The following is a 25,566-nucleotide window of genomic DNA, read 5'->3' as shown; positions in this document are numbered from 1 at the left end:
AGATCGTCCACGCAGGTGGCGGTGAGCGCCCGTTCGAGCCGGAGCTCCAGCTCGGTGGCGCCGAGCCGGCCCTCCGCATAGGCCTGCTGGACCAGCTCCACCGCCCGATCCCGGTCGGCCTCGTTCACCGGCTCACGGCCTTCTTGTACAGCCGGGTGGCCAGCGGTACGAACACGACCAGCAGCACGACCGACCACAGCAGCGACACCGGTACGGCGTGCCGCAGCGGCCAGGCGCTCGGCGCGGGCATGGCCGGGCTGGTGTTGCCGAAAAGCTCGCGCGCGGCCTGGACCAGCGTGGACACCGGGTTCCATTCGGCGATCACCCCGAGCGGGCCGGGCAGGCGGCTGCTGTCGGCGAACGCGTTGGACAGGAAGACCAGCGGGAACGACACGAGGGTGACGATGTTGTTGAACACCTCGGGCGTGCGCAGCGCCAGCGCCACGGTCGCCGTCACCCAGGAGAACGCGTAGGCGAACAGCACCAGCATCACGAACCCGAGCAGCGCCTCCAGCGGCGAGGTGCGGATGCGCCAGCCGACGAGCAGCCCGACCAGCGACATGGTGATGACGCTGGCGAGGTTCATGATGACGTCGCTGATGGTCTGGCCGGTCAGCACCGCCGAGGGGGACATCGGCAGCGTGCGGAACCGGTCGAAGATGCCCTTCTGCAGGTCCTGGGTGAGGGTGTAGCCGGTGATCTGTGCGCTGGTGACGATGGTCAGCACGAAGATCCCCGGCAGCATGTACTCGCCGTACGACATGCCGGGCAGGCTGATCATGCTGCCGAAGACGTAGGTGAACAGCAGCACGAACACGATCGGCAGCATGACCACGCCGCCCAGCAGATCGGGCGCTCGGCGGATCTTCAGGGCGTTGCGCTTGGCGATCGTCAGGCCGTCGGCGACGGCCAGCTGCATGGCGTTCATCGGCTGAGCTCCTTGGTCGTGTGGCCGGCCTGGTGTCCGGTGAGGGTGAGGAACACGTCGTCCAGGGTCGGCCGGCGCAGGCCGACGTCGCGTACGGTGACCTGTTCGGCGGCCAGCCGGCCGAGGGCGCTGGTCAGCGTGGCGGGGCCGTCGTCCACTGGGATGGTCACCCGCAGCGCGGCGTCGTCGACCCGCAGGTCACCGGCGGCCAGCGGCGCCAGCGTCCGCGCGGCGGTCGCCAGGCCCGCCGCCGTGGCGACCGACAGCTCGATGCGGTCGCCACCGACCTGGCTCTTCAGCTCGTCGGCGGTGCCGAGCGCGATCACCCGGCCGCCGTCGACCACCGCGATGCGGTCGGCGAGCCGGTCGGCCTCCTCCAGGTACTGGGTGGTGAGCAGCACGGTCGTACCCGCCGCGACGAGCTCGCCGATGACCTCCCACAGGCCGATGCGGGCCCGCGGGTCCAGGCCGGTGGTGGGCTCGTCCAGGAACAGCACCGGCGGGTCGGCGACCAGCGCGCCGGCCAGGTCGAGCCGGCGCCGCATGCCGCCGGAGTACCCCTGCACGGGACGGTCGGCCGCGCCTGCGAGGTCGAAGCGTTCCAGCAGCTCACGGGCGCGCTCCCGGCTGCGCTTGGCGCCGAGGTGGTAGAGGCGGCCGACCATCTCCAGGTTCTCGGCGCCGGTGAGGTGGTCGTCCACCGCGGCGTACTGGCCGGACGCGCCGATGCGCGCGCGCAGCCGTCCGGCGTCGCGGACGACGTCGAACCCGGCGACGCTGGCGTGCCCGGCGTCCGGGACGAGCAGCGTGGTGAGGATGCGCACGGTGGTGGTCTTGCCTGCGCCGTTCGGGCCGAGCAGCCCCAGCACCGTCCCCTCGGGGACCCGCAGGTCCATGCCGTCGAGGGCGGTGACGGCGCCGTACTTCTTGACCAGGCCCTCGGCCACGATCGCGTCTGTCATCAGGATTCTCCTTAGGAACGGTGGACGAGGATGTCGCCGTAGGTGGTGTGCGCCCGCACCTCGACGGTGCGGTCGGCGCCGCCGGGGGCGTCGCTGGGGTCGAGGGAGACGTCGACGGTGCCGTACTTGGAGCTCACGTCCAGCCACGCGGCCGTGCCTTCCGCGACGCCGAGGTCCAGCCCGCCGCCATTGGTCTCCAGCACGACCGAGCCGCGGCTCACCTCGCCGATCTGCAGGCCGGCGTACGCGGTCTTGGCGGTGACGCCGGCCAGGGCACGGTCCACGGTGAGGTCACCGTGCGCGCTGTTCAGCCGCAGCTCGCCGGTCACCTCGCGGATGCGGACGCTGCCGTGGGCGGTCCGGACGGCGGCGGTGCCGTCGACGCGGCCGATGAGGATGCCGCCGTGCGCCGTGGTCACCTCGGCGTGGCCCGACGCCCGGGTGACCGAGATGTCGCCGTGGGTGGATTTCAGCCGCAGCGGACCGGCCTGCTCGACGCGGATGGCGCCGTACGACGTGGTGCACGCCACCTCGCCGAGCGGACCCCGGCAGCGCAGGCTGCCCACCGCCGTGGCGTCCACGCGGGAACCCGCCGGCAGGCTGACCGTCACCTCCACCGAGCCCGGGCCGAGCAGCAGCGAACGCGCCCAGGACGCGAGCCCCGAGCCGGCGCCCTGTTCCCGCTCGCCGCGCACCACGAGCCTGCCGTCGGCGTACTCCACCTCGGCGCGCTCGGCGGTCCGCACGTCGGCGTCGTTGTGCTCGTCGGCCGGACGGATCTCGACGACGGTGTCGGTACGGGCGCTCGCCTCGACCCGGATGGTGGCGTGCGGCAGCTCGAAGATCGCGGAGATCGGCTCGGGGGTGTCGAAGGTCGGCATTCCGCTTCCCTGGTCGTGGATCGGCCTGGACATCAGCGCACCCATCCGCTGTACCGGTTGCCGGACTGCTGAGACGGACGCCTGGTGGAACGGCGGCCGGCGTCACCGGAGTCGAGCGCGCTGGAGATGGCGCGCACCAGCCAGGCGTTGACCGACAGCCCGTCCCGGGCCGCCGCCTCGTCGATGCGCGGCTTGAGCTGCTCGGGTACGCGCAGGGAGATACGGGACGTGCCGCCGTCGTCGACCTCCGGGGGCGGCGGTGGCGGCCTTTCGTCCTGGTACGTAGGGGTCGCGGGCGGTGACGTCACGACGAAGTCGGGGTCGCGACCGCGCAGGCGCACCTCGACCGAGCCCGGCGCGAGGTCCTGGGTGATCTCATCGGCGGCGGCCGACAGGGCTTCGAGCAGCGCGAGCCGGGCAGCCGACTCCAACGACGCGGCAAGCCGCTCCGCCAAGGCGCGCGCTTCCTCGCCACCGGCACCCGCGGCGATCGCGAGCTCCCGGCGAAGGTGATCGACATACGGCGCAAGGTCCATGACGCCACTATGACACCATCATGGCGCCACCACAAGCGGACATCGGCCTTCTCATTGACATCACTTGGGCGTCACGTGGCATTTCCTCTGGTGGCGGCGTCGTCGATCGGCAAAAGCCACCCGCACGTGCTGCTCCTTCGCGGGCGTTTGCAGGCGGTGTCTGGCTACGAGGCACACGAAGCGGCCCCGTCCGCTCCTTCGGCTGCTACGACCTACCGACTACTGCATCGAACTCCACCCCAACGCGGGCCTTCACCGGATGGCTCCCTGGAGCCGCCTCTGGCAGGTCGGCGACTCTCTCAGGCCCGAGTCGCAACGCCCATTTTGACTGCGGTCACACCCGTGAAGCGTTGCCAGTACCGATGTCGTCTCGCCTCTGCGGCAAGGCAGAGTGGAAGGGAGTGGCGGTGTCGCCCATTCGCCGTCGGCAAGAGCCGTGACGTACGCAGCCGTGGCGTCATAGAAGGGCTTGCCGCGCGGCCAACGACGCCCCTCCGGGCGGAACGCTCGGCCTCCCGCATCTCGTTGATCAACCGGCGCGGCCCGGATGCGACGCCCCATCACTGAGTACAGCGGCGGCCCGTACGTCGCCGACGGGCACGGCGCCGGTCTGTGCCTGCCCCGCAGTCAGCGGGTCCACCGAGGCGACCCAGAAATCCCCATCGTGGTTACGGTGCCGGTACATGGCCTCGACATACTCGGCGTGCGCCGGCTGATGTTCAGGACTGCCACCCGGCAGTGCATCCATGCGGGCCCGATACCGCGCACCCACCTGCTCCACCCGGTCGTCACAAACGACCAACGGCTCGGGGCCCCTGCGACGTCCAAGACCAGGACGGAGTCGGCCAACACCAGCCACTCCAGCGCATCGCCGGCCCGGCGCAGCATGACCACGGTCGCCGAGGGAGAACCGGCATGCGTCAGATCGCAGCTGGACCCTGCAACCCGGCCACCGCCTCGATCCCGTCGGCCAGGATCTCCCCCAGCATGCCCGCGCTTCGCGTCACCGCCCCGATGAGGACGGAGCCAAGCGTGTGCGAGTAACAGGCCACACCATGCCGGCACTCTCGCGCCCACGGAGAACCGCTGATCACCCTAGCCCTCGCACGGGAATGGGCACGATCCTACCCGCGCCACTCGTGCCAGGCAGTTACTGCGAGGGCGAAGCCATGCTACCAACTCTGCATATTTCGACATGCCCTAAACGCATCTTTAGGTCATGCTGCAACAACAGCCGTCCAGAAGCGCCCTTATGGGATGAAAGAAACTGTTGTGGCAGTTGAGTCAGAACTCGCACGAACTTCCCGGCGCCAAGCTAAGCTTTTCGCACAAGTTCATACGCTTGATCCCGCAACGACCGCGTCCCACCGAATGGGGGCCGCAGTCAGACACAGGAGAGACGCACATGCTCAATGAGCAGGCAACGAAGGCCCTTGAGCTGTTATATGCAAGAGCCAAGAGGACCACAGACAATTTCGATCTCGAGAGGATCGAACGCGCCCTCGATGAGATAATCCGCCTCAACGACATCAGCCCTCCACCTTTTCAGGTCCGTAGCGCCCCGGCCCACGCCAGTCAAGTCCTCAAAGGCCGCCGGAAGCTTGCGAAACAGATAGCTCTAGGCGACCTGGCCGCCCACGAGGAACCCCGTCAAAGGGACTATGCCCTCGCCGTCGTCGATCTTGCCCTCTGGCTCAACGGCACAACCGCGCTTACTACCGAGCAGCGCCAACTTGCGCATCGTCTCGCTTCCGAGGAGGACAGCAAGACCATCGCGGCAGAACTGGGAGTCCCCATCACCCGCACACGGGAGCGTATCTCCCGAGCTCGCCAAGCTGCTCGTGCCGCTTGGGCGGTAGATATCAGACAGCCCTAGCCCCCGGGAGCGGCGATCACATACGGGGTCGCCGCTCCCCTAGACCTAAAATTATAGGAGCAGATGTTCATGAGCACCCCTGTTTTCCGCGAGCCAGCTCTTAGCGGAAGTCCGCGCGCGGACATCATCCAGATCGATACCGCCCTACAATCGATGCGCGATTCCGGCTTCGACTTGACTGCTGCGGCAGGCGAGCCGATTGACAATTCTGTTGAAGCTGGCGCGACTCACATTCGGGTCTCGACCAATTTTGGAGAGAGAAGGAGCTCTATAGACGAAATCGCCTTCGCCGATAACGGTCGCGGGATCAGCCCTGATATCCTCGCCTACGCGCTATCCATGGGATTTAGCACCAGGTACAACCAAAGAGGAAGTCTGGGGCGTTTCGGTGTTGGACTGAAACTGGCCGGATTGAGCTTGGGTAGAAGGATCGACGTATACACGAAACAGGCAGGCGACCCCACCATCCGCCACGCCTATATGGATCTTCAGGAGATCGCAGAAAAGCGCCAGACTCACATCGAAGCCCGCAATGTAGCGAATTGGCCGAAAGACTATGAGCACATCATGATCTCGCCCAATAACGAGGCTTATGACTCTGGGACTCTCGTCATCTACGGGAAGATCGACCGCCTGAAGTCCGGTGGACACTACGGCACAAGCCTGGACGAGAAGCTCAATGATCTGCGAACCTTCGTCGCGCGGGCATACAGAAAATTCCTTGATCAATCCCTCGTCATCGAGCTGAACGGCGTCCCCATCACGCTTCTCGACCCTCTGTTCCTTATGGATAATCCTCGAATTATCGAGCGGTACAAGGACGACGACCCGCGAGGAACTGTAATCGACGAGGACGACATCGAGATCGTTGATGGACACAAGATTCATGTTACAGTCACCGTGACGCCAGTTCAGTTCAGGTGGGAAGAGGGAGTTGGCGGAAACAGGGACCACAAAGGGCGAGAAATCCGAGAATTTCATATCGCTGATAGTGCAGGGAAGATCAGCATGGTCCGCAATGGGCGTGAGATCAACTACGACATCGTTCCGCGGCTGCTCCCCTCAGGCATCGACAAGGTCGATCGCTATATTGGTATCGAAGTCGCATTTCCCGCCCAGCTCGACGAATTCTTCCAGGTACGAAACGTTAAGCGTGGAGCAGTTCCCGTGGATAAGCTCCGAGAGGAGCTACGGAAGTGGCTTGATCGGCCAGTAAAGGCGGCACGACGAGAAATTCGCCGACACTGGGGATCAGTCGAGACCCGGAATCAAGCTGCTAAACGTGACCATCAGGACGTGACCGAGGCCGTGACTCGGGCTGAGTTGACAGCTCCTATGGGGCAGGCAGGGAAGCAGCTGACCGAGGAGGATAGTAAGCAACTAATCGAAGAGCTTCTCGAGAACCTTGGACTCGGCGGCAAAAGCGAGGAGTCCACGCAGGTTAGAGACGAGATTCAAGCAAATCCTTTTACGCTACTCGATGGCAACTGGCCGGGCAAGGAGATGTTCGAGATTAACCATCTGAACGGTAAGGCGGTTATGACTCTGAACCATCGACATCCTTTCATGAAGGAGATATATGCCCCCCTAAGGGGTATCGCCAAGGACGGCGCCAACGGACATAGCATCGAGGATCTCGCACGAATTATCCGGAAGACACGCAAAGCGCTCGACGTGCTCTTCCTCGCCTATGCCAAGGCCGAGAACATGCATACCGATCCTGATATTTTCGGTGATCTGCAAAGCTACTGGGGACAGTCAACCCAGTCCTACCTACGCGAGCTAGCGAAGTCCGAAGAGAAACAGTAGCACTCAGAGAGTGCGTCCACATGTCTCCGAATGGACGCACTCTCACAAGCAGATACAACAGAAAGACGTTAATCGAGAATTCCATCGGCTGGATTCGCAGCCATCTTTCAGCCCAGGTCCAGCTTTTGCTAACAGCGGCCAGCCGCTACCGCGCCACTGCCTTACGATTCGCCGGATCCAATACTCCTTCTGAACTTCTAGTCCAGGCTAATGATGTGGCACATTGATCGGGGGGTCACAACATCTCCACTTTACAATCCAGTGCTAGTGACATGAGGTCCTCAATCTTTATCAAGTTACGACGCCCCGCTAGATAGCCGATCCCGCGATGGAGGTGGATCGAGAGCGTTCTGGCGATCTCTTCATCAGACACGGGCGCTCCATCTTGCATACAACGATGCTTAAGAAGTGCCAGGTAGGTATCCCCGTAGAAGCCGGAGAAGGTGCGCCAGCTCATCTCCACGTTTGAGTCGGCAACAATCTCGCGGACCAACGGCGGGCTCGGGTCGGCAAGGGAGAGCGCGAGCGACCAGCGGCAGAGGACGTTCCAATTCTTGATCCCGGTTACTCGCTTCAGCTTGATGAGCTGATCCCGCGCGGTCTGCGAGAGACGGATGGTGTCAAGCGACATGGGGTGCTCCCGGTTGCCACCAATAACCGTGCTCGATCGTGGTGGTGAACGTCTGGTCGTCGTGGACCAAGGTGTATGTCTGGGCGACGGCGGGCTTGAGGCGAGACAGAAGGTACTCGTCGATCTCCTCATCCGTCGAAAGGAGGAGGACCTGTTGGCCAGCCTGTGGAAAGTAGCGCTCAACGAGGTTCTGCCGATGGCGGCTGTCCAGTCGTCCGAGCGGAGTGTCGATCACCGTTGGTAGGCGATTACCTGCCACCCTGGCCAGGCCCCACAGCAAGGAGACCGCTAGGAGTTGGCGTTCGCCGGCGCTCAACCGGGCCGGGTCTAGCGCCTCGCCGTCAGCGCCGATCAGAGTGAGCGTGAACTTATCCGTGTCGATACTTAGGTCCTGTACTAGCCCGCTCTTCCGCATCAGGCGCGTGAAACTATCGAGGACCGCGACCTCAAGTGCATTGATATGCCTACGCAGCAGCGCATCCCCGAACTGCTCCAGGGTCGTCCGTACGCGCTCGGCGTAGGAGATGATACGCCCTGCGTGCTCGGCCTTTGCCAGCCCGGATGCCCGCTTCTTGTACGCCTGCTCTCGCGAGACAACTAGCTGATTACGATCGTTATCGGCAGCCGCGTGGGCCTCCTTCGCCCTGGCGAGATCCGCCTTGAGCTCCGCGACCTGAAGGCGCGCCGCCTCTAGCTGCTGAACCAGACCCACGATCATCTGCTCGTCGGGAACCGCAGCAAGCTGCCGCTCAACCGTGTTGAGCCGCTCGCGTAGCTGTGTGGCCTCATCGACCAAGGTGCGAGCGTTGCTGCGCTCCTTGTCCAGGACCTGGTCAAGGGTGGCCAGTTGCTGCGCAGCGGAACGAGATAGCTCCAGGAACCGCTGGGTGTTCGCGTCCGCGGCTCGCTGCAAGCGGTCAGCCGCCAGATACTTCTCTACCTCAACAGCCGGCTCGGAGCCAACCAATGGGCGCACGAACTTTAGGAGCTGCTTATCCCGTTTTGCGAGAGCTTCCAATACCCGACCTGCTTGATCCGCAACTTCCTCACGTGCCGCCTGCTCCTTGATCTGGTCAAGCTGAGTACTGAGCAGCAGTAACGGTAGCGGTCCCGCAGCGACATGGTTCACAAGATTGTCCTGCAGACCCTGGAGCTGGTCGCCAAGGAACTTTTTCTCTGCCTCCAGCTCCGCACGCCTCTGGTAGAGATTTCCTCCTTTGGTAGCAAAGGCATCTTCCGCGCGGGCTGCGGCGACCTCGGCGGCACCCAGTGAGGCCTGCGCCGATGCCACACGTTGCAGGGAATCCGCGCACGTTTGGTCCACCATCGAGATCTGCTGCTCGATTAGTTTTATCTCTTCAAGTGCCCGTTTGTCATCGTCGGACACCTTCTGACGTCGCTGAAGGGCGAGGAGGTCTGTGCGGAGCTGTTCAACTGTATTCACACCCAGCAGAGAGTGCACTGCCGACTCAATTACCGGAGCTGCTCTCTCAGGATCTGCAAGGGACTCGATCTTCTCGCCATCGAAGAAGAACAGCGACGCCACTTCAAGCGGGAGCAAATCCTCGATGTGATCCGCCCAACTATCACTGACAACCTGATCGAGTTCGCCGTTGATGAAGACGTTGAGAAACTCCCGGACGCTCTTGCCACGGACCTGCCACGCCCGAACGACCCGGTAGTGACGTTGCTCCCCCTCTACCGTCGTTGAGAAGCGGAGGCCGATGCGCGCGTCCTTCGGACTCGCCTCACGGTTGATGGTGTCCCGGAGGTACGTATCGTACGAGCGCGTTCCGCGCCCACTGCATCGGGCACGCGAGCCATACAGTGCATGCTGAATAGCGTCAAGGAGCGTAGTTTTGCCGCATCCATTAAGGCCACCAATAAGGATGATCGGCTTGTTCTCTCGGACCTCAAGATTAATTCGTTGCTTGCCCTTGTATGCGCCAACGTTCTCAAGGGTAATCTCATGCAGGAGCATCGGCGCTCTCTTCGTTCGGGAAGGGAAGTTCCGGGACGATCTTACTATCGCGTACCCGCCTGGCGTGTTCAGCGGCGTCGTCGACGTCCTGGTAGTAGCCGCGCTGGATCGTCTTTTCCAGAGCCTCGAACAGTCCTGAGCGACGCGTCATGGTGCGGAACTTCCGCTCCACGCCGAGGAGCTCGCGCATGGTGGTGAAGTGCAATTCGTCGCCGTCGCAGATCTCGCGCAATAGCTCGACCTCATCTGCTGCAATCGTAAGGTGTTCGTCGACCGGACGGCCTGGGAAGTCCTCGCCGGTCTCCTCCTTATAAATCCGCGGAAGAGAGTCTTCGACCTCATGCTTATCGAATACCCAGATTCGGCGGATCTCGTGCAGCTCATCCATCGTGATGAGCTCAATCCCGCGCACGTGGGCGGGAGCATTAGTCCGGATCCAGGTCTGCGCCTCAAGTACTCGGCGCAGCCAGTTTTCACGAGCGGCCTGGGTGTAGGGACCGTGGACCATGCGGTCATTGAACAGCTGGATGCTGCCGTTCATCTTCCGGAAGTCCCGCAAGTGACGGTCATCGGCCACGTCCAGCTCGTCGCGAAGCTCGAGGAGCGGAAGCATCCACTCCTTCTCCTCGTCGTTCTGAATCATGGCGGACATGGACTTGTCCTTGTCCACCAGCGTGCAGGTCCAACAGCCGAATCGGCTGTCACCGCAGGAAGGGGTTGTGTTATCGACCACCAGTGGGCACTCACCGTCACTTGAGGCGCCCTGGTACATGGTCAGCAGATCCTTATTGGGGTGGCCCCATGGATTGGACTTCTGCATGAGGAAGGTCCAGACCTCGTCGTTGCTCCAGTCTTCGATGGGGCTGTAGACGAGCGAGTTGGGCAGGTTCCCGTTGGGCGAAAGACGATCCCGGACCCGGCGCTTCTCGTGCCTCTCCATGGCCCGGGCGCGTGCCTGGCTCTCCGCCTTGCGGATGCCGAGGACAAGGATTGCTTCACCATGCTGGCGTACGACCCGGCGGATGAAATCGTTTGACGGTTTGATCTTCAGACGCTCGGTACACCAGCGGAACTTCGGCCGAGGCGCGGGGTATCCCTTGCCGATGAGCCCGACCCAAAAGGTGTCTTTGACCGCCGGAGTGAGCCGGTTGGGCTGGATGGGGAGCTGTTGCTCCTCCGCAGCCTGGCGCATGGTCTCCAGCGACTGCGTCACCCACGCTGCGACAACCGGATTTTCGACCAGGGTGTCCGTGCTGATGACGTAAACCGGCTTCGTGCGCTTATCTGCCTCAAGCCCTTGGAGGGCGAGCCATACGAGCTGCAGCACGGCGGTAGAGTCCTTTCCACCGCTGTAACCGATCACCCAGGGGACTTCGTCCGCGAGATATAGCTCGCAGATCTCATCCGTCAGCATGCCCACCACCGCGGCAAGTCCGCCGTGTGCTTCGAAGGGAACGACACGTCGTGTTGGGGTATTCAGCGAAACGACCGTGCGTGTGGGGGTGGTCATCGCTCTCCTCGCTGGTAGGCGTCTTCGGCGTGCTGTTCCTCGGGACTCAGGTCCAGACCGAGATGCTGACTCAGGTAGTTCACTGTGAGTACGACGTTTTGGTGATTTTTCGAGACGCGGCCACCAATGACGGCACGCCCCTCCCACGCACTACTGGTGCGCGACCAATCGATCTGGCGGAGCGGCGCCAACTGCGGCTTCCACACCTCTGGATCAAGTGATTGGTGCAGCAGAGTGTTCCCTAGACGCCCGAGCGCGTGGAGAGCGATCCCATGAGTATGGAGATACTGCTTGCGGACCTCCGCTGCGGACAGCTTCCTGTTACGGACCTCCGCCCACTCCGGGATCAACTCATCGATCGCCTCCCAGAACTCCCAGGCAATGCGCTGAGCTTGATCTGCATTGAGTTCCAGGCCCTGCAGCAGGCTGGTCATCGCTGTATACAGTGCACTCAAGGTGCACAGCTTGCGCGATCGGGCGGAGAGGGTGCTGGCTTCCATCTCAACGTGGTTGCGGAAGACCGGGCACTTCAGCGCGAGCAGCTTGGTCAGCTGGGACAGCTCGTCGCGATGGTCGTAGAGGACCCCGATAGATCTGGCTGGCCGTACTGCATGCCGGTTGAGATCGGCGAATAGCTGCTGGCTTCGCTCAAGGCCGGCATCGTAGAAGAAGACGACCGCGATGGTCTCATCACCTAGCGCCTGGTTCTCCCGCAGCGCGGCCTCGATGGCTGCCCGTCGGTGCTGGCCATCGTTGATCAAGAAGCGGGAGGCCATGGGGATATGAAGTTGGCCGACCCGCATGCCTGGACCTTGTTGGGAGACGCCCTCGAAGCGCATCACGCCGTCAACCGAGGCGGTGAGTGCACTGAAGGCATAGTCGTCCGGATTGTCGAGAATGTACCTCGTCAGAGCGGGAATCCGCCCCTTGTTCAGGACCCGCTGGGCTCGGACCTCGGGCGCCAGCTCGTCCTCATCAAACAAGAAGATTTTGGGGATGAGACGTAACGGACACATCGAGACGTAGTACTCACGCCCTGCCTGGATCCCTCGAATCGCTGGGAAGATGTACTCGAACCCAGCTGTGGTCGCTTCCCCAGCAGGCGAAGTGGCCCCCTGTGTTCCCATGCGTCACACGCTAGCGTAACGTACGTGAAAACGGAAACGTACGTACGTTAGCACTCCCCTGGTCTCAGGAGCTGTTATGGTCGCTTACCTAGACGCTGCGGCAACCACTCCCGTTGACCCTCGCGTGGCTGAGGTCGTGCTGCACTGGATGGTCGAGGAGTTCGGCAACGCCGGCAGCCGGACCCACGCGTGGGGCACCAGCGCGAAGAGGGTCATAGCCCGTGCCCGAGAGTCGCTTGCCCAGCACCTCGGTGCCAAGCCCGAGGAACTGATCTTCACCAGTGGTGCCACCGAGTCCAACAATATTGCGTTGCTTGGACTCGCTCCGTACGGCGAGCAGCAGGGTCGACGCCACATCATCAGCTCCGCCACCGAGCATAAGGCGGTTCTCGAGCCGTTGGAGTACCTGCAGTCGCGGGGATTCGAAGTCGAACTCCTAACTCCGGGCTCATCTGGACGAGTCCTAGCCGAAGCGGTGCTAGAGCGGCTGCGCCCGGACACCTTGCTGGTCTCCCTCATGCACGTCAACAACGAGACCGGCGTAATACAGCCCATAGCAGAAATCGCCGAACGACTCCGTGAGACACCAACGTACTTCCACGTCGACGCCGCTCAGGGTTTCGCGAAGCTCCCAGCCGATCTAAGAGCCCCGATCGATCTCATCAGCTTCAGCGGCCACAAGATCGGGGCCCCGAAGGGCATAGGCGGTCTGCTGACCCGTCGCCGAGGTAGGACCACCGTGCCGCTAACTCCGCTGATGTACGGCGGGGGCCAGGAACGGAAGCTTCGGCCGGGCACTCTGCCTGTACCCCTTATAGCCGGGCTTGCCAAAGCGGTGGAAGTCTTCGAGGCCGATCGCGTGAAGTGGCTCGCGGAGGCCGAGGACTTCCGCAGCCGACTCCTGACCGCGCTCGCCAGAACCAAGTACCGCCTCAATGGGGATCAGGAGCACGTCGTCCCACACATCGTTAGCCTCTCCTTCGATGGAGTCGACGCTGAGGCGTTGATCCTGCAACTGCAGGACTACGCCGCGGTTGCCACTGGATCGGCCTGCACTAGCGCCTCCTATACGCCTAGCCATGTCCTGGCGGCGATGGGGCTGCCGGACGAAGAGGCTGGTAACGGCCTCCGTCTCTCCTGGTTCCCAAGCCAAGCTCAGGACCTCGATATCGATGGGTTTGTGAGCGTGATCGCCGACTTTCAGGCAAGCGCAACGGCTTAATGGCGCCGAATCAGACGGTGTCCTCGGAGCTCTCTACCGCATCGGACGAGTTCGGCTTCCCAGCCGTCTTCTGTCCCGATGAGGTGGGGGTTCGCGTATAGCCCTGCCCGAAGTTCACTCTCGGTCAGCCGACGATATTTGGGCCCATCCGGATCGTCGGGGTGCAAGAACTCATGTTTACGGTGGAGCAACGGCCGGTTGGCGGATGCCTCATATGACAGATGCGAGGTCTTCAAGGTGGTGAGATCTACCTGGTAGGAAGACCTCAGCCGCGGGTGTGGGTCGGCGTCGAACTCCGGATAGTCCAGCCAGCTGACTCCACGCCCCTGGTGCCGAAGCTTGGCGATCGTCCATTCCAGTGGGCGCCCTGCCGCGATCGATGCGCAGTGCTCGTAGAGCCGCAGTACCACCGGCATTGCATCGATCGCTCGCCGATGCACATAGAGTGCCGTTGGGGTCACCTTGCCGACCAGAGATCCGTTCGTCGCTCCCCGGACGTAGGAGTCGTCGCGAAGCTTGAGCAGCAACCGATCTGCACGCCGGCATGCCTCCTTGTAGGAACTAAAAAACGCTCTCACATCCAACTGGACAGACAGCGGAAGGCAGCTGAACGGCCCGCGACCGTTGAAGAGTTCTACGCCGAGGAAAAGTAGCGTCGTCAGTGTGGAGCGCTTGCCGCCCTCGGCGACCTTCTCCGGGTCGGCGGAGACTCTGACGAGGCGCTGAAGCTCTGAGGCGCTGAGGTGCGCCAGGAGCTCGATCATGTGCGTAGGCATCTCTTCCACTCGAGGAATCCTGCCCCGCTGCTCGGTGTGGTCGACAACAGCCGCAATGGCGGACGCGGCGTCATCAGAGACGAGCCAGGCAGTGTCTGGTGCGATTCGCCGGGCCAAATAGCTGAGGCGTGCCTCGTCCCGCTTAAAGGCATACACGACGCCCGGCGCCGCCGAGACGCAACGCACACCTGTGGCGTCCTCTACGTAGCTACGCAGTTCACTGGCACCGAATAGGTGCTGGAACGTCCGCCGACTCGTCAGCACTCCATCGCCGAACTCGGCACCCTTGACTTTGGCCTTCTCCCACGTCAGCCGAGTGGAAACGACAAGCGTCTGACCGGTCAGCTCCCAGGCCCGCATCAGGGTAAGGCGGCGTTCCTCGGGGTCCTCAATGACGTTCAGTACGTACGTTAGGAGGATGACGTCCGCAGGGCCAAGGTTCCCATCGGGGTGGAAGTGCGGATCCCACCCAGACGCCTCGATCTCCATCTGTCTGAGTACACGGACGTCGTCGCCCCGTCCGCACCCGTAATCGAGCACCGAGCGTTGGGGAGTGATCTGCTGGTCGATGACAGCCTGCCGAGCGGGCACGGAGAGCCCGGTTCGAGCGATCGCGGTCAGGCGACGCTCGGTCTCCCAAGCGCCGCCCGTCTGCTGTGCAAGGTTCACTTCCTCATCATCAGGTCGGGAAGACTGGTGGGCTGAAGAATTGGTCCAGAACCAGGGGAAGACTGGATTCTCCCCCGGTACGCCCAGCCTGACGAACCATCTCAAGCAGGACGTCCATGACCCGGGACTTGCTGGCGTTGATCTGCCCCTGGATGTAATTGAACCCGCCGTTGGCATACCCTTCGAAGATCGTCAGCCGCTCACCAAGCCGCTCCTCGCTGAGGATGCTGGGATCTCCGGGGTGCCTGAGGACGCCGAGGGAGTCGATGAAGGCTTCGGCAGTGGCCGACCGCCGGAAGACCTCATATCGGATAGGTTCCCCCGCCTCCGTGAACTCTTCCCACCTGTCATTGGCGAAGCCGACCGAGGCGGCGAACAGCATCGTCGTGGCCATGCTGGGGAACGGGCCGTCACCGTCCTTCATCAGCTGCTGGATCAGCTTCTCGTGCGCCTTCGGCCGCCGGACCCGCTGCTCGCTGGCGGTAGTCGTCATGACGTCACCTCGGTGAACTCCGCTCCGTCGAAGGACGAGCCCACCACCTGGTACGGATAATCTCTTCCGCTCACACTGATCTTCTCTGTGACGTCCGTGAGGTCGGTCTTGGTGGTGTGGGTAGTGATGATGTACTGCTTCCCGATCCGTTGTGCGAGCGCCTCTTCGGCGACCCCGTCGGCCTGCGCCTTACTGGAAAGCACAACCACCTGAGAGGTCATCTCGGGGAGGAACTTGGCGATCTGGCGCCGGTAGTCATCATCGAGGTTTCCAAAGACCGCGTCCATGACCACAGGATATTCACCACCCACTCCACCGAAAAAGGGGTTCGCGTTCGTGGCGGCATCGCGGCACTCCTGTGCGATCGCCCCCACAAAAGAGAGCGAAAGCAGCATGTTCTCACCGGTCGACTTGGGGGCGGGCATGGAGTCGCCTCCCACCCGCTCCCAGTACTCCAGCTGGAAGTCACCAGTCAGCTCAGGTTCGTAGTTCTTGAGGGACGCTTGCTTGAAGAGGCCTCGAATCCGGGTGTCCAGCCGGCGGCGGATGCTGTCCGATAGCAGTTCGAGGATCTGCCTCAGCGCGTTTTCCGTTTCACGGATCACGGCGATACGACGCTGGATGCGCTGGTTGTTTACGTCCTTGACCTGAAGCTTGTCGACCTGCTCTTCCTTCTGCTTCTTCTGGGCGGCCAAGAGCCCCAGGTGCTCGTCAATCCCCCCGAGCCTACGACTCGTCTCGCTGAGCTTGTCGATCAGCTCCCCACGCTTGACCTCAATGGCGTTGATGTCTTCCCGAGGAAGCTTCTTGAGCTCGATGGAGACCTCGTTGAGCTGCTCCACCAGGCTACGTTCCTTGTCGGACGCCTCTCCGATCAGACGGTCGGCGTCGAATAGCCGGTCGAGCATCGTCGACCGGCGTTCCTCGAGAGTGCCTACGTTGCCACGGAGCTGGTTCCACGCGGCTTCTACCTCAGCCAGGCCTGCCTTGGCGCGCCAGGCTTCCAGCGCGACACGCTCTGGGGAGCCTTCCGGAAGATGCGTCCCGCAGATGCAAACGCCATCCGTGAGGAGATCGTCGATGAAGGCACGCTTCAGTGGCGCGGGCAGCTGCCCCTTCTCTCGGAGCGCGTCACATGCCGCGACGATCTGTTGGGGTAGATCGGGTAGGAAGACCAGGTAACCCGATTCCGCGAGAACACGTGCTCGGTCGTCTTCCAGTTTCCGAAGTGAGGCGTGGACGCTCTCCCGCTCTTGCTCCAGCCGCTCACGCTCCTGCTGTAACTGCTTCGCACCGTCTAGCGACTTGAGACGAGCGGAGAGCAGGTCAATCTCGTCTTTCAGATGCTGGACCTCGGTTCTGAGGGACTCCTTCTCCTGCTTCTTGTCCTCGGTCTCCTTGAGGATCGCGTCGATCTCGCCGGCGAGGCGCTCCGCTTGCTGGCTGTCCGCATCCTCGGACTTCAACTGGTGCCGCAGCTTGTTGGCCGCGAGCGGTAGGTGCTTCAGCGCACGCTCCAGCTGCTCCAGGCCAAGGAGCGTCTTAATGGCGTGCTGGATCTCTGCGTACGCCTCCTTGCGTACGAGCTGCTCAATGCGCTCACCGTTCACGAAGAAGAACCGGCTCAGCCGCTCGGGGAGGATCTTGTCGATGTGCCCCTGAGCATTGTTCTCGAGCTCCTTGGAGAAGCCTCTCTCATCTCGCTCATGCAGAGTGAGCTGTGGCCGAGGAAGCCTCTGGTCGGACCCGTGCTTCTCCGCCGAGAGATGACGACGGGCAGTGTAGACACGACCCTCGTGCTCGAACTCGACCGCTACGGACATCTCGATCTGGCTGCCGACCCGTGCATCCTGCCAGACCCTATTGTTGATCAGTCGATCCTGCTGCTCAACGTCGGAGCTGAGCCGGCCGTAAAGAGCCCACGTGAAGGCGTTGAGGAGGGTCGTCTTGCCCCCGCCATTGGTGCCATAGACGAGTGTGACGTTGTGGCCAAGCTCCTGAGCGAATGAAAGACGGTGTCTCCCACCGTACGGCCGGAAGTTCTCGAGTTCGATGGACAGGAGCTTCACTTGACGATGCCCTCGACCTTCCGGATGATCTGATCACTCACGCTGCGAGCTGCAGCCGTGTCCTTGAGGTGGAGACTCTCCTTCTCCAAGGTCAGGACGTCCACAACCAGGCGCTTCGCCTCATTGCTCAGATCGGCGTAGATACGACCCACGATCTCGCGTTCGCTCTGGTCGTTCACTCTTCGTTTCCACCCTTCACACGTCGAGAAGCTGGTAGTAGTCACGCAGGTCCCTCAATTGCGCCAGAGCCTCGCCGTGATTATCCGCGTATCCAGCAAATTCTACGCATCTAGCGAGCTCTCTACGGAAGAGTGCACGCTCGGTCTCGAACAGAGCCGGATCCTGTGGAGGGGCGACCACGAAGTCGATAACCTCCGCATTCGTCTTCCCAGGTGCCCGTCTGAGAATCCGACCGCGACGCTGGATGAACTGCCTCGGGTTCGTGCTGCTGGCCAGCATGTAAGCGACACGGGCATCCGGTAGGTCAACCCCCTCGTCGAGACACCTCATCGAGACCAAGACCTGCAGGTCACGCCCTGTCGCGAACGCACGGAGCAGATCTCTGCGCTCCCGCTTGTCCTCACGTGAGGTGAACGGATGGGCCTTGAGTCCCATCTTGTGACCGACCAACTGCATGACCTGGTCAACCTGCCGAGGGCCTGTACCGCCCTCAAGGAGAGGGACTCCACCCTCGGCGCAGTAGATCAGCTGAAACCAGCTCTCTCGGTGCTGCTCCAGGGCCTGCCGGAGAGCCGGCAGCTTCGCTCGAGCGTGTCCCAAGACTTTGGCCCGCTTACCCAGCAGCAGTCCCAGCGGCGAGGAGTCGTCGTCAGCCACCGATTCCGGGTCCTTAGAACGGATCAAGGCTCCGATCTTGACGGTGAGCTCGGTGTATTGCTCGACCTCGTCGTCCGCGAGGGAAACGAGGATCGGGTAGTAGCGATACCTTGTCAGCGCACCGAGATCGATGGCTTCCTTCAGACCCAGCTGGATGAGGGTCTCCCCGAAGTAATCTTTCAGCGCGTCCGTTCCCAGCGGATCGAACCAACGCTCCGGCGTTGCCGAGAGAGCGAGCCGGAACTGTGCGTGCTCAGGGAGCGAGGAGCGCAGGTGCTCGGCCCCCAGATGGTGTGCTTCATCGGCGACCACCAGCAGCGGCAGGGCGATACCGCTCAGAACCGCCTGGAAGGCTGCCCCCTGGAAGGTCTTATTGGTGACCACCAGCGTGACGCTGCCCCGCCCCTTCGCATGGAGAGCAGCGAGAGCATTGCGTACAGCGGGCTCCCACGACTTGGCAGCGTCGCGACACTTGATCGGCACCACACCGAAGTTGCGAAGCTCCGCGGACCACTGCTCGGCAAGGTCGAGCAGTGGTACGACGATCACAGTCACGAGGGATCCATTGCGAGGATGAAGCTGCCGGCCGACCTGGTCGAGGGCCGCCAGTGCGGTGATCGTCTTTCCGGTGCCGGTCGCCATCTGGAACATCCCACGGCCGTTCGCGCTGAGCCACTTGGTGATGGCCGTCTTCTGGTAGTCCCGCAGTTCGATGCCGCGCGGTATCCGGGCCCAGCCAAGGGTGGTCGCGTCCTCCGAGACCACGAGCAGGCGAGGTTCGCGATCGCTGTCCTGCGGCCTGAGTTCGAGCGCCCGCTCTCCCAGGGCGACGAAGCGCTCACGAGCCACCATGGGGAAATCCATCACTTCAAGCCGAGGTGTGCGCCCGACCCAGAGCTCCTCGAAGTCCGCGCGTATCGTGCCAACTCGACCCTTGTCGCTTGTTAGCCACGACTTGAACACGTGGATAGATTCGAAATTATCGAGGAAAGCGGACCCTGTCTCGTTCATTGAGCCGGTGAAGGCGACTTCGTCGCCATACTGGTCGGCGATCAAACCGATCTTCTCATGGAACAGCGCGAGCCCTTCCCGCCCGTGAACAATGGCGATCTTTACATCCAGCGTGCCCTGCGCGACAAGCTGGCCCAACAGCCCCAGTCCGGCAAGTTCCCTCGCCGAACGGTCAGCGTCCGGGTCCAACTCACGGATGACCGCATTGGCGATCACATCCCGGTACGCATACCCGGAGCGAATCTCCTCGATATCACTCTCGGTAAGGTAAGGGCTTGCAATCAGCCGCATCCGACCGCCATTACGCTGGAAGCTCTCCAGTCCGCGGGAAACGAGAGACAGCGCCTTGCTGGTGAAGTAGCCGACGGCCCGATCGTACCGGGTCGCGTGAGAGAGACATGGGATGTAGAACTCTCCCACGATATTGCTGCGGTTGCTGCGGTAACTGTCCTCGATATCGAGGCTCCGCAGCGTTTCTGCCATCACCGACCATCCAGGGCTGCGAAAAAGTCACCCAGGTCGGGGACGGCACCCGGTCGTGCCGCACTGCTCACGGTGTACGCCTCCACTACTTCAGCTAGCTCCAAGTCGCCCCGGGAGCGCAACGTCGTGACCAGCGTCTCCCAGGAGGTTTCTTCGGGGAGCATGAGCGCGCCGGCTACCGCTACGCGAAGGTCCTCTCCGGTCAGACCGCGAGGGACACCGGTACGGATGGCGACCTCATCATCTTCACCCTTCTTCCAGCCCCGAACCAACCGGACCCGGACTGCACCACCGCCTGTCGGCGTCAGCCAAAGAACATCACCTTCCTTCGCGTCGAGCCTCGAAGCGATCGGGCGGAGGCTGCCGATCTGTGGCTGCGCCGCTGTCCAGGAGAACCGGATGTCCTGACCTAGGGCTGAGAGGACGCGTTCTGCTCCTTCAGCAACTTGAAAGAGGGTCATGACACCCACTGGGGCTGTCAGCCCTGACCCGCGAAGTAGGTCTTTACGAACGTCGACGCGGAACCACCACAGACCCTTATAAAGGAAGCAGCGCCGGGTTTCCGCAGGCGTTGCCATCGCAGTCCGCGGACGTCCAGGCGCTGCAGATCCTTGGCCCGCGAGACTGATCCATCCATCCGTGCGAACAAACTCCTTCCGTGTGGCGTATGCCCGGACGCTGCGCGGAGAGACTCCAAACTGCTCCACGAGCTCATCCACAACGGCGGGGAGCCATGCCCGTCCGCCAGCACGCTCGATCCGCTGCACAATCTCATCACGGATGCCCTCATAAGTTTCGAGCTGCCACTCCGGCAGCCCAAAGGAGTTCGGCCCTACCCGAGCGATCCGCTCGTCGTCCAGGAGCCGGTTACGCAGTGACCGGATAGCGTCGAGCCCGAGAAGTTCGGCGATCTCTTCCGTCCGCATGGGATGCCCCGCTTGACGCAGAACCGCTACCGCGAGTTCTGGTTGAGAGGCAGTCTTTCGTACAACCAGGCTGCCGACGCTCCGCAGACCACACGAGTCCAACCACCGAGCCCACTCCTCACCATGCAGCGAGATTTGATCGCGGAAGGTGTCGAGGTTGGCTTCCGCTGCTGCACGAACTGTCTCGTCCCGGAGGTCTGGCAGCGGCCGTGTCGCCACCCATTCTTCCTCCACATACAGACTGGGAAACAGCACCCCGACAACATCGCCAAGCCTCGGTCCAATAAAGCGAAGCTCCTCCCTGAGCTGCGGGAATCGTTGAGTTAGAGCAGCCAGTCCGATCAAGGTGGGGACGGCGGCCCTCACCTCTGTCTCAAGCGCCTTCAGGCGCCACTGCACAGCCGTACTCTCCCGCCAGGCTTCAAAGTCCTCGACGACCCTCTGCTCAACCTGCCTGATCCTCTCCCGGCTCACCCCGAACTCTTTCCCCAGGTCATCCAACGTCTGATCACGAGAGACAACCCGATGCCGGAAGGTCGCCAGCTGGCGGTCGTCGAGCTGTGAGACCCACAGTTCGAGCAGATCCGCGAGCGTCGTATCAGGGTCGACATCCGCTTCGACGACGACCTCGTCGTCCGTCGTGCCAATGCCTTCTGTGACTGTGACGATGAGGGCCTGCAAGATGTCTTGGACTACGTCTAAGCCACTCCCCTGCAGATCCCAAAGATCCTGCACGGACAGCGGTGCAAGATGGGAGACAGTAGCAAGCCCGTTGGCATTTAGAACACCCACGGAACGGATCGACCCGCATCGGGGACGAACATCACGATGATCCGGACGCTCCACACCAAGGAGACGACCTAGAGGGTCCTGGCTCTCGCTAGCCGCGAGTTGCTTCGCCCGCCTGATCAGTAGACGGTGACGATCCTCAGGAGCAGGCGACTCGCTCAACTCCATGACAAAGGTCGCCTGGACGGGGTCCATGCACTTCAAGTCGTGCGCACTCGCATCCGTTGCGGTCAGCAGAACCGCAGTGAGGATATCTGTGACGCTTCGGTCACCACAGCCCTTAAGCTCCCAGAGTGTCGGCACGGAGACCTTCAGTAGTGATGAGAGCGTGGAGAGGCCGACGGCGCTCAATACCCTCCGTGCTCTGCCTGTGGCGCACCGGCGCCCGACATCGAGGGACGGAAGGAGATCGACTGCTAGGAGCACACCGATCGGGTCGTCAGTCTCAACCTGCGCTAAGCGAAGAGCACATTCAGCGGCTCTCGCAGCTCGCGCGCCCCGCTCGGAGATTGCCCGGAGCTCCTCCAAGACGCCACCGAAGACCACCAGCGCCTCCTCATTTGATATCCATGCGACCCATGTCTATCAGGAGAAGGCGACGAAGTTCAGGGTCTACCCTCGATCCTGCAATGGAGCAACCGTCTACCGGACCGAATCCTTGGCGCCGCGCTCTACCTCACGGAGCCAGGACAAGATCTACTTCAGCGTTCCGTCCCGTACAACACTAGATGGCATGGATCCGCCCATTTGTTCCAGCCTCGGCGATGCCGGCCCGCCCGCATCGAAACCGACAACGACGTTGGGTTTTCATGGACACGGCCATGCCGTCCAAACCGATGCATCCCTGCAGTCCGACGCACCAGCCCAGAATCAGGGAGCAATGAGCGTCAGATCTGTACGAAACACAGCGCTAGCTCGGAGCCAGGCGCCTATTTGGCGAACGACGCTGACACCACACTGACTATCGGGCTCACAGCCAACACCGAGTCGAGTCGGTCCGCCACGGCAATCGTCTGGGCTGGAGTGCCGTCCCCTAGCACCGAGGACTTGTGCCCAACATCAAGACCTGGACGATCTGCGCCGACGCGACCTCCAGACCAGGCAAACGGTCGCAGGCTCCGCGAGCGGACTTCGCAGAAGAAGCGAAGAGGGAGTGACGCGTGAGTAGATAGACCTCTCGCCACCCCAACCCGCCGGAACACTCCGAGACGGAGTGTCAACGAGACTCCTTGGGCAAGGTGAACCACCTACCCGCGGACGGTGTCGTTCCTCTTCGTCAGCTTACCTGTAACCATTTCGTCATCCGGCGCCCCAGCGGCGCCAAGTCTGAGGCGGCAAACTTGATCGCATGTCGTCTCCAAGGAGCTCCTCCATAGGCCACTCCATCCGACGCCACCGGATGCGTGCCGCGGTATCCCTAAGGCAGCTGGCCGAGGATGCGGGGATTTCCAACCCCTATCTCAGCCAGATTGAACGCGGTTTGCGTGATCCAAGCGCTGAGGTAGTCGACAAGATTGCTAAGGCATTAAGCGTCAACGTACGGGTACTCCTGGCGGATGCCGAGACCGGCGAGATGCCTGAAGTCATTGCTGCGTTGCAGACCGACCAAGTCTTGGACGCTCGCCAGCGGCAAATCTTAATCGAGCTGTACGAATCCTTCTGCCGTGCCAACCAGCCTCGCGCCAGCGGCATGCCGGGCGAAAGCAGGTCACCATCGACCAAAACCCCCTGGGAATGCGACACGTTGTTCGACCCCGAAGAATTCGACCCTAAAGAGAGCCACAAGAGGGCCGATCGTAAAGGTCAAACCATCGATCATTTGGATGCACCTTCCGCTTCTACAGCTCCGCATGAAGCTTCAACTCCTGACGTGTTGAGATTTATCGAGGCCCTGACTCCTGGAATTGACAGAAATCGTTATGCTTAAGCCTCCAGCAGCCACGCAGGCTATCGATGGGCACCCATCCCATTCATTTGGGAGGCAAGCGTACCAGGGTATAATTAACGTGGGGTTGTACGGCGTCCTCGCCCAGAGTGCGCCAAAACCGTTGCGCGGCGCTGTCGTCGGCCCTTTTCACCGCGCCCTTGCGGTTGGCAACCCGCAGAGCTCACACCGCGACCTGAACACCGTAGTACTTGGCGACCTGCGCGAACGACGGCGTCAGACCCGGGTCTGCCAGTCCACCACCGCCGGCCTCTGATCAAACGTCAGACCCGGGTCAGCCCGCCCAACCGCCAGCACACCTCATGCAGCGCCTCCACCAGGTGCGCCTGATCCGTCGACGGGGCCAGCCAGCCGCACCACCGCCCCGAATACGGCAACACCCCGACCAGCAGATAAGCCTCCGCGTGCGGCCACTGCCAAATGAGCAGGCGGGGCCAGACAGGTGAACCCAATCCCACTGCACCTCCTCACCCGGCTCATGAGCGATGATCGCGACATCCCGCCTATCGACACGCTGGCACGGCTCATAGTGCGGGCGCAGACCCCGCTTGCGGATCACCCGGGTGAAGGTGGAATACCCGCCCGCATACCCGGCAGTACTCCTCAAACACCGCGAACGGATCGACCACGCTGGTGCGTCGCCGGCCCGGAACGCGTGTCCCGTTCAGATACGCGGCGATCGTCTTGCGGTCCCGGCCGAGATGCCGCGCGATCGCCGAGATCGTCCAGCCGCGTTTCCGCAGTGCGTGCGCTTCCACGTCTTCCCCCCATGTGAGCATGTGTTACGGGTCTCCTCGACAAGTTGCGATCGTGACAACCGCAGCGTCGAGGAGACCCACCCACCGAACCGATCACCTCGATCGGCGAGCCGCCTCACCTGGGGAATTTCAGAGAGCAGACCTGGGGAAGTTCGGCGAGCCGTAACAGCGCTAGCTACTTGTGGCCGCGCCACCAGGCTCGAAGCACGATGGCGACGAATTCGGCGACGGCGATGACCATCGCCACACTGGCCTTGCCGAAGAGCACCAAGGTCAGCGGTGCGGCCAGTATCAGCACCAACGCGATCAAGTCACCCGCCCGCCCGTACCGGTCGGGTGCCGCGTTCGTGGAGAGCTCAGAAACTTCCACCTGCGAGCGGTCATCGGGCATGATGGAATCGGGACTGGGAGCCGCCATAGTTCTCCTCGTGTCTCAGAAGACCCGTGCGAGATGCCGGTCATGGTTGCGAGCCGATCCGGCCATCACGTGCGGGTCTTCGTGTTGTCTATTGGACGTCTACTCTCTCAGACACTAGAACCGCAGGTAGCCATAGCAATTGCAACGTGACAAAGAGTAGACATCCAGTTGATACCGTACTGATAGATGCGGACAGCACTACGCAAACCAGGACAAAACGGCAGGTGATGCGCTGTGGCAAAGAAACCTCTTCGACGCCCTTCCTTGCCGCCAGGGAAGCGTCTCGACTTTTTCCTCTTCCTTCAAGATCTTGTACTGCGTCACGGGGACCCACCCGTGTCAACGTTGGGCTCACAAATCAACTACTCGCATCAGACCGTCTACAAGGCTCTGACCGGCCCAAATATGCCAAGCCGTGCGGTCACGGAAGCCCTAGGGAAGGCTCTTGGTGGCGAGGAGTCGATGCGTCAGGTGCTTGTTTTATGGGAAGACGCGGTAGACGAGGAGCGCGACGATCGTCCAGAAGAATCCGATAGCGGCCAAAAGAATCCAGATGACAGCCTTAGCCCTGCTCACATGGGACTCGTCATCGCACTGCGGACTCTTCAGCAGAGAGCGCCAGTCTGGAAGCTAAGTCGTTACGCGGAGCAGGCCGGCATGGCCCGCTCAACTGCGTACAGCATCCTTTCGGGACGACACCTCCCCAGCTGGCAGCCTCTCCAACGGCTGATCGTGCAGCTCGGTGGCGATCCGGACGAGTTCCATCGTCAGTGGGAAGCAGCGTTCCGAGAGAGACAAGCAAAACGCCTCTCTAGGAGGTCGACAGTCGCACGTCAGACTGACTCACGGTAGGGTGCCCCTCCCCGAGCAGGAGGTGGAGAGGATGAGTTCCTCCTCTACGCCTACGGCACGCCGTTCATCGTCACGCC

General features: G+C 62.3%; 23 protein-coding genes. 5 read left to right on the top strand and 18 right to left on the bottom strand.

What is annotated here, in order from left to right; translation table 11 throughout:
- From IEY93_RS39815 to IEY93_RS25395, 6 genes are all read right to left on the bottom strand, one after another.
- On the bottom strand, positions 1 to 128 hold a 128-nt coding region (locus IEY93_RS39815), incomplete at its 3' end, for a DUF1707 SHOCT-like domain-containing protein (protein ID WP_189165626.1).
- Entirely contained in the window at positions 125 to 928 is an 804-nt protein-coding gene (locus IEY93_RS25415; protein WP_189165625.1) for an ABC transporter permease, read from the bottom strand. The genes IEY93_RS25415 and IEY93_RS39815, both read right to left, overlap by 4 nt.
- Entirely contained in the window at positions 925 to 1,890 is a 966-nt protein-coding gene (locus IEY93_RS25410) for an ATP-binding cassette domain-containing protein (protein ID WP_189165624.1), read from the bottom strand. Before IEY93_RS25410 ends, IEY93_RS25415 begins: the two co-directional genes overlap by 4 nt.
- Positions 1,891 to 1,901: 11 nt before the next feature.
- Positions 1,902 to 2,804 carry a DUF4097 family beta strand repeat-containing protein gene (locus IEY93_RS25405; RefSeq protein ID WP_229691461.1) on the bottom strand — a complete coding sequence of 301 codons (903 nt, stop codon included), beginning with the start codon at positions 2,802 to 2,804 and terminating at the stop codon, positions 1,902 to 1,904.
- Complete coding sequence (locus IEY93_RS25400; RefSeq protein ID WP_189165623.1) at positions 2,804 to 3,307, bottom strand: toxin-antitoxin system HicB family antitoxin; 504 nt, start codon at positions 3,305 to 3,307, stop codon at positions 2,804 to 2,806. Before IEY93_RS25400 ends, IEY93_RS25405 begins: the two co-directional genes overlap by 1 nt.
- Before the next feature lie 529 nt (positions 3,308 to 3,836).
- Entirely contained in the window at positions 3,837 to 4,055 is a 219-nt protein-coding gene (locus IEY93_RS25395) for a hypothetical protein (RefSeq protein ID WP_189165622.1), read from the bottom strand.
- Between the two features lie 657 nt (positions 4,056 to 4,712).
- On the opposite strand from IEY93_RS25395, the gene IEY93_RS25390 reads away from it, so the two are divergent.
- Positions 4,713 to 5,183, top strand: a complete 471-nt coding sequence (locus IEY93_RS25390) for a hypothetical protein (RefSeq protein WP_189165621.1) — start codon at positions 4,713 to 4,715, stop codon at positions 5,181 to 5,183.
- A 69-nt stretch (positions 5,184 to 5,252) separates the two neighbouring features.
- Positions 5,253 to 6,992: an ATP-binding protein gene (locus IEY93_RS25385; RefSeq protein WP_189165620.1), complete on the top strand. Its 1,740-nt coding sequence runs from the start codon at positions 5,253 to 5,255 to the stop codon at positions 6,990 to 6,992.
- 235 nt (positions 6,993 to 7,227) lie between these two features.
- Here IEY93_RS25385 and dndE read toward each other — a convergent pair whose 3' ends face one another.
- The 4 genes from dndE to dndB are packed head-to-tail and all read right to left on the bottom strand — an operon-like array spanning position 7,228 to position 12,241.
- Complete coding sequence (dndE, locus tag IEY93_RS25380) at positions 7,228 to 7,623, bottom strand: DNA sulfur modification protein DndE (RefSeq protein ID WP_189165619.1); 396 nt, start codon at positions 7,621 to 7,623, stop codon at positions 7,228 to 7,230.
- The gene (gene dndD / locus IEY93_RS25375) at positions 7,613 to 9,604 is read right to left on the bottom strand and encodes a DNA sulfur modification protein DndD (protein WP_189165618.1); all 1,992 of its coding nucleotides are present in this window, start codon (positions 9,602 to 9,604) and stop codon (positions 7,613 to 7,615) included. Before dndD ends, dndE begins: the two co-directional genes overlap by 11 nt.
- The gene (gene dndC, locus IEY93_RS25370; RefSeq protein WP_189165617.1) at positions 9,591 to 11,114 is read right to left on the bottom strand and encodes a DNA phosphorothioation system sulfurtransferase DndC; all 1,524 of its coding nucleotides are present in this window, start codon (positions 11,112 to 11,114) and stop codon (positions 9,591 to 9,593) included. Before dndC ends, dndD begins: the two co-directional genes overlap by 14 nt.
- Positions 11,111 to 12,241 (bottom strand): DNA sulfur modification protein DndB, encoded by a 1,131-nt coding sequence (dndB, locus tag IEY93_RS25365; RefSeq protein ID WP_189165616.1) that lies wholly within the window; start codon positions 12,239 to 12,241, stop codon positions 11,111 to 11,113. Before dndB ends, dndC begins: the two co-directional genes overlap by 4 nt.
- A 76-nt stretch (positions 12,242 to 12,317) precedes the next feature.
- On the opposite strand from dndB, the gene dndA reads away from it, so the two are divergent.
- Positions 12,318 to 13,463: a cysteine desulfurase DndA gene (gene dndA / locus IEY93_RS25360; RefSeq protein WP_189165615.1), complete on the top strand. Its 1,146-nt coding sequence runs from the start codon at positions 12,318 to 12,320 to the stop codon at positions 13,461 to 13,463.
- On the opposite strand, the gene IEY93_RS25355 is transcribed toward dndA, so the two are convergent.
- The 6 genes from IEY93_RS25355 to IEY93_RS25335 are packed head-to-tail and all read right to left on the bottom strand — an operon-like array spanning position 13,460 to position 22,062.
- Positions 13,460 to 14,908 carry a DNA phosphorothioation-associated putative methyltransferase gene (locus tag IEY93_RS25355; protein WP_229691460.1) on the bottom strand — a complete coding sequence of 483 codons (1,449 nt, stop codon included), beginning with the start codon at positions 14,906 to 14,908 and terminating at the stop codon, positions 13,460 to 13,462. The two genes, dndA and IEY93_RS25355, sit on opposite strands and share 4 nt — an antisense overlap.
- A gap of 10 nt (positions 14,909 to 14,918) precedes the next feature.
- On the bottom strand, positions 14,919 to 15,401 hold the full coding sequence (locus IEY93_RS38600; RefSeq protein ID WP_229691459.1) for a DNA phosphorothioation-associated protein 4: 483 nt from the start codon (positions 15,399 to 15,401) through the stop codon (positions 14,919 to 14,921).
- The gene (locus tag IEY93_RS25350; protein WP_189165613.1) at positions 15,398 to 17,470 is read right to left on the bottom strand and encodes an AAA family ATPase; all 2,073 of its coding nucleotides are present in this window, start codon (positions 17,468 to 17,470) and stop codon (positions 15,398 to 15,400) included. Before IEY93_RS25350 ends, IEY93_RS38600 begins: the two co-directional genes overlap by 4 nt.
- A complete protein-coding gene (locus IEY93_RS25345) occupies positions 17,467 to 17,649 on the bottom strand; it encodes a hypothetical protein (RefSeq protein ID WP_189165612.1) in 183 nt (60 codons plus the stop codon). The genes IEY93_RS25350 and IEY93_RS25345 overlap by 4 nt, the downstream gene beginning before the upstream one ends.
- A 16-nt stretch (positions 17,650 to 17,665) precedes the next feature.
- Positions 17,666 to 19,801, bottom strand: a complete 2,136-nt coding sequence (locus IEY93_RS25340) for a DEAD/DEAH box helicase family protein (protein WP_189165611.1) — start codon at positions 19,799 to 19,801, stop codon at positions 17,666 to 17,668.
- A complete protein-coding gene (locus IEY93_RS25335) occupies positions 19,801 to 22,062 on the bottom strand; it encodes a sigma factor-like helix-turn-helix DNA-binding protein (RefSeq protein ID WP_189165610.1) in 2,262 nt (753 codons plus the stop codon). The genes IEY93_RS25340 and IEY93_RS25335 overlap by 1 nt, the downstream gene beginning before the upstream one ends.
- An 802-nt stretch (positions 22,063 to 22,864) precedes the next feature.
- On the opposite strand from IEY93_RS25335, the gene IEY93_RS25330 reads away from it, so the two are divergent.
- On the top strand, positions 22,865 to 23,443 hold the full coding sequence (locus tag IEY93_RS25330) for a helix-turn-helix domain-containing protein (protein WP_189165609.1): 579 nt from the start codon (positions 22,865 to 22,867) through the stop codon (positions 23,441 to 23,443).
- A 542-nt stretch (positions 23,444 to 23,985) separates the two neighbouring features.
- Here the strand turns inward: IEY93_RS25330 and IEY93_RS25325 are convergent.
- Together IEY93_RS25325 and IEY93_RS25320 are read right to left on the bottom strand one after the other, a co-directional pair.
- Positions 23,986 to 24,240 (bottom strand): helix-turn-helix domain-containing protein, encoded by a 255-nt coding sequence (locus tag IEY93_RS25325; protein ID WP_189165608.1) that lies wholly within the window; start codon positions 24,238 to 24,240, stop codon positions 23,986 to 23,988.
- A 154-nt stretch (positions 24,241 to 24,394) separates the two neighbouring features.
- Entirely contained in the window at positions 24,395 to 24,637 is a 243-nt protein-coding gene (locus tag IEY93_RS25320; protein WP_189165607.1) for a hypothetical protein, read from the bottom strand.
- A gap of 405 nt (positions 24,638 to 25,042) precedes the next feature.
- Between IEY93_RS25320 and IEY93_RS39975 the strand changes: the two genes are divergently transcribed.
- The gene (locus IEY93_RS39975; protein ID WP_506344923.1) at positions 25,043 to 25,489 is read left to right on the top strand and encodes a helix-turn-helix domain-containing protein; all 447 of its coding nucleotides are present in this window, start codon (positions 25,043 to 25,045) and stop codon (positions 25,487 to 25,489) included.
- Positions 25,490 to 25,566 lie beyond the last annotated feature (77 nt).

The sequence above is a fragment of the Sphaerisporangium melleum genome (assembly GCF_014646695.1).
In the GTDB taxonomy this organism is placed as follows: Bacteria; Actinomycetota; Actinomycetes; order Streptosporangiales; family Streptosporangiaceae; genus Sphaerisporangium; species Sphaerisporangium melleum.
This window is presented reverse-complemented; position numbering and strand designations above follow the sequence as displayed.